Annotated in this window: 3 protein-coding genes and 1 pseudogene; 1 reads left to right on the top strand and 3 read right to left on the bottom strand. The window is 63.4% G+C overall.

Annotated elements, in window-relative coordinates; genetic code table 11:
* The 3 genes and pseudogenes from VGH68_RS06445 to VGH68_RS06455 all read right to left on the bottom strand — a co-directional run.
* Positions 1 to 286, bottom strand: a pseudogene (locus VGH68_RS06445) (glycosyltransferase family 1 protein); the annotation flags it as partial.
* A complete protein-coding gene (locus tag VGH68_RS06450) occupies positions 279 to 2,474 on the bottom strand; it encodes a glycosyltransferase family 2 protein (RefSeq protein WP_331602708.1) in 2,196 nt (731 codons plus the stop codon). The pseudogene VGH68_RS06445 and the gene VGH68_RS06450, both read right to left, overlap by 8 nt.
* 20 nt (positions 2,475 to 2,494) lie before the next feature.
* Positions 2,495 to 3,466: a glycosyltransferase gene (locus VGH68_RS06455; RefSeq protein WP_331602709.1), complete on the bottom strand. Its 972-nt coding sequence runs from the start codon at positions 3,464 to 3,466 to the stop codon at positions 2,495 to 2,497.
* Positions 3,467 to 4,119: 653 nt separating this feature from the next.
* On the opposite strand from VGH68_RS06455, the gene VGH68_RS06460 reads away from it, so the two are divergent.
* A partial coding sequence (locus VGH68_RS06460) for an NAD-dependent epimerase/dehydratase family protein (RefSeq protein WP_331602710.1) occupies positions 4,120 to 4,657 on the top strand: 538 nt, incomplete at its 3' end.

Consider the following 4,657-nt stretch of genomic DNA (forward strand, 5'->3'; position numbering starts at 1 on the left):
GATGGCGCTCGATCAGCGTGTCGTTATCGAGCTGGCGCAGATATTCGAGATCTTCGCGGCGCAGTACCCAGTCGAAATCCGGATACGTGTCTCGCGCCGACATTTCCCACCAGAAGTACAACGTGACCCGGTCATTGAGCGCTTTGGAATTGAAGCGCGCGAGATCGGCTCTGAACTTCATCAGAAAGTAGATCGCGCTGGGCAGGCAGAACAGTTCCCCCGGCGACGGGTGGCGGTATTCCCCGAGCCACCCGGTCTTGGTTTTTTTCGGTCCCAGATTAAGCAAGATTTGCGATCCTTGAAGGCCAAGCGAAGGAAAAGTCGTCGGCAGTCAGCGTGAGATTGGGGGAGTAGCACGGATCGTTCATCAACAGATGCTCCCAGCGCTGCCTGACCAAAGCGGATTCCTCGTTGAAGCGGCTGATTTTTTCGGGCGTGTCCTCGGCGCCGCGGGTTGCCGATTCGTGATGATAAAGCTCGGCGTATGGCGTCCACACATTGCGATACCCGGTCTCTCGCACGCGCAGGCAAAAGTCGATGTCGTTGTAGGCGACGTGTAATCGTTCGTCGAGCCCGCCGACTGCCTGGTAGATCGACTGGCGGATCAGCAGGCACGCGGCGGTCACCGCGCACATCGTGTTGCGCAGGCGCGCGCGCGCAAAGTAACCCGGGTGCGTGTTCGGGAAGTGCTTGTGCGCATGGCTCGCGATGCCGCCGACGCCGAGCACCACACCGCCGTGCTGGATCGTGTCGTCCGGATACAGCAGTTTCGCGCCCACCGCACCGACATTGGGCTGCAGCGCGACCGACACCATTTCCTCGAGCCAGTCGGCGGAAATCACTTCGATGTCGTTGTTCATCAGGCAGACGAACTCCGCCGTGCTCGCGAGCGCGACGCGATTGTTCAGCGCCGAGTAGTTGAACGGCGAATCGTCGCGCACGACGCGGATGCGCTGGTCTTCTTGCAGGCGCTCGAACAGTTGGTGCGTGGCCGGCTCGACCGAGCCGTTGTCGATGATCGTGATGCGAAAGTTCGGGTAGCTCGATTTCTGCCGCACCGATTCCACGCATTGTTCGACGAGCCCAGCGCAATCGCGCGTCGGAATGATGATCTCGACCGACGGCAGCACGTCGGGCAGGCCGTACACGACCTTGTTGAATGCGTCCGTGCCGGGCGCGTGTTCGGTATGCGCGTTGATCTGGTTGCGCGCGAGATGTTCGTCGAGCGCGCGCATCGCCGCGGTATGCGCATACGGCTTCGCTTCGTGGCCGGCCGCGGTGCTTTGCGGAATCATGCGCCAGTGGTACAGCGCGCGCGGGACGTGATACACGGTGTGATGACCGGTACGGTCGATCACGCGCAACGCGAGGTCGTAGTCCTGCGAGCCTTCAAAGCTGGCTCTGAAGCCGCCCACTTCCTTGACGGTCGACGTGCGGTACACGCCGAAATGCGAAATCATGTTCTGGCTCAGGAACAGGTCGTAATTGAAGTCGCATTTGAAGTACGGGTCCGAGCGGACCCCGTCGATCGAGATCTTGTCCTCGTCGCTATAGATCACCGCGGCGTCCGGATGCGCGTTGGTTACCTCGGCGACGCAGTAGAGCGCGAGCGGATGCAACTCGTCGTCGTGATCGAGCAGGCCGATGAATTCGCCGACGGCCAGTTCCAATGCCGTATTGCTCGATGCGCTGATATGGCCGTTGGTCGTGCGGTACGCGACCTTGATGCGCGGGTCTTTCGCGGCGTAGCTGTCGAGCACTTCTTTGACTTCGGGGTTCGTCGAGCAGTCGTCGGCGATACAGAATTCCCAGTTCTCGTAAACCTGTGCGACGACCGAATCGATCGCGAGGCGCAGCCATTTCGCCGGCGTGTTGTACGTCGGCATGACGATACTGATCAGCGGCTGCCGCGCCCACTTCTTCGAGCGCGCGCGCAACTCGGGGTAGAGCGATGCAGGCGGCTCGTGCCGTTCGATCCATTCCTGGTATGTGTGGCCCGCGCACGGAGCCGGCGCGGGCTGCGCACCGCCGCGCCACGACGCCATGCGGCGCGCGCGTTCCAGCAGCTCTTGCGGACAGTCGGTGTCCGCGACCAGTTCGACGTTGAAGCCTTTGACCGAAAACAGTCCCGAGCGGGCGATCGGATCGACCCGCAACGGCCCGACCAGCGGCGGAAATGCGACCACCTGATCCACTTTGCCGTGCGCATCGACCGTGAGCCCGATCGTCGCATGCTCCGACATGCCCGCGCCCGCGTCGAAATAGATCATGCATGGCGAGGCCGGCATGTCCTCCTTCGAGAGTTCGAACGAAATGCGCGCGGCTCGCCCCGAGAGGTCTTGCCATCCGGTGAGTTCGAACTGGGGATCGCCATTGATCGCGTTCCACGCAAACTCGGGATTCGAGGACGGCTCGACGTTATTCAGAGGACGAAGTTCGAAGCGCTTCACGATGTTCTTTACCGGTTTCGTCACGGGTTTCTTCACAGGGTTCGTCATTTGTTCAGCAGGGAATCGTAGAGCGCTTGCAACGGAGACAGCACACTCGGCCAGCTCAAGTCGCGCGGCTTGTCCGCGACGGCGCCGCGCGGTTGCGCGAGCGCCGCGCGAATCGCGTGGACGATGCTGTCGACATTGAACGGATCGAGGTACGCGACATGCCGCGCGAAGTACTCTTCGGTCGAGCCGACCTGGGTCACGGCGATGCGCGCACCCGCCGCATGCGCTTCGAGCGCGGCAAGGCCGGGTGTCTCCAGTGTGCTCGGCAGCACGAACGCTTCGCAGGCCGCGTAGGCCGAGCGCAGCAGCGGCGAATCGTGAGCGAGCGTGCCGGCGTAAAGAACCTGCTCGCCGCCCTCGGCGAAGCATGCGTTCGCGTAGTCGCGATCGCGCTGATGGCCGATCAGCACGAGCTTGAGGTCCGGGTACGACTTCATCGCATTGACCAGCGCGAGCTGGTTCTTGCGCGGCTCGATATTGCCCACGTTCAGGATGAAGCGGTTCTCGATGCCGAATTCGCGACGGAACAGCTCGGGCGCGACCGGCTCATAGAAGCTCTGTTCGACGCCATTGAGCACGCTGACGAATTTCTCGCGCGGCAGATCGAAGATGCGCGCGAGCGTATCGCACTCGATCTCCGAGTTAGCGACCACGCGGTCGGCCAGCGAAAACTGATGGTGGATTTCGCCGATCGGATACAGATGTTTCGTGTCTTCGGTGACCCACAGGCTCGATGACACGACGAGCGGCAAGCCCAGTTGCTTGACGAAGTTGCACAGGTGCACCGAGCCGCCGACGCACGAGAAGAAATGCACGACGTCGTGTTCCAGAAACCGCGGCTTCCATGGATCGAGCAGCGTGACGTCCACGCCATGCGCGGGCAGATGCTTGTGATACGCGAGCAACTGGATCTCTCCGCCGCCGGGCGTATGGAAAGCCATCGGGTAAGTCGCAAAGAGCACTTTCATGGGCGGGGTCCCAATGGCTCAGACACGTTCTTTTCTCCAGACCAGCAGATTCTGTTCCACATGTCGACGGTTTCGGACACTCGGCCCGGATGACGTGAGCGGAATGAACCGTCGCTGCGCGTGCCATGCAGGGGCGCGATCTGAGCAGCGAGGGCAGGGCATTTACAGGGAGGCGGGCCGCGCCGTCGCGCGGCGATCAGGCGTCGGCTCGCCGGCGCGCGGGCGATGGCCTGTTCGCGCGGCCTTGGGACAGGCCAGATCGTGCTGTCGTCGAGCACGATGGATCGATACCACGAATTCCACATGCGCGAAAATGTTTGAGTTGTTACCAAGTGTACGAACAGCGCGCCAGCGAGGGCAGGTCCGTTTTATTATCACGCCCGCCGCGCGAGCCGCGTGTGCGGTGCCGCCCGGGAGCCGACGCCATTCTAGCGCCTCGGTGCAGCGCCGCGAATAGGGCCGCGGCGCGCTTGCGCCCGCATACAATACGCTCCAGCCAGACTTCCCGAGAAAGCACCGTTGATGCCAGATTGTATCGTGTCTCATCCGCCTTTCCCGCCCCGTGCGGGCGGGGCACGTCCCGACAGCGCTCGCATCGGTTCATGGCTGACACGGGCTCGCGCGGAGCTCGCCGTGCGTTCGCGAGCACGCCGATGAGCCTGCAGGTCCTCGTCACTGGCGCGAATGGCTTCGTCGGCAAAGCGGTGTCGCGCGCGCTGCTGCGACGCGGAGACGGCGTGCTCGGCGCGGTGCGTCGAGCGCAAAGCGCGGCCGACGGCGTGCGCGAATGGCTGCTCGACGTCGACGACTTCGCGGGCATCGAAGCGCGCTGGCCGGTCGGCGTCGGTTGCGATGCGGTGATCCATCTCGCCGCGCGCGTGCACGTGATGCATGAGAGCGTGACCGATCCGCTTGCCGCCTATCGAGCGACCAATGTCGACGGCGCGTTACGCGTCGCCGCCGCGGCACGCCGCGCGGGCGCGCGCCGCTTCGTGTTCGTGAGCAGCATCAAGGCGGTCGGCGAGGCCAGCACCGCCGGGCCCATGGCAGAGGCTGACCCACCCGCGCCGGTCGATCCATACGGCATTTCCAAGCTGGAAGCCGAACGCGCGTTGGTCGACTACGGCCGCGCGTCGGATCTCGAGATCGTGATCGTGCGACCTCCGCTCGTGTACGGTCCAGGCGTGCGCG

This window comes from Paraburkholderia sp. (genome assembly GCF_036488505.1).
In the GTDB taxonomy this organism is placed as follows: Bacteria; Pseudomonadota; Gammaproteobacteria; order Burkholderiales; family Burkholderiaceae; genus Paraburkholderia.

Coding starts and splice junctions, on each gene's coding strand:
- VGH68_RS06455 (WP_331602709.1), bottom strand. CDS start 3,466: ATGAAAGTGCTCTTTGCGACTTACCCGATGGCTTTCCATACGCCCGGC.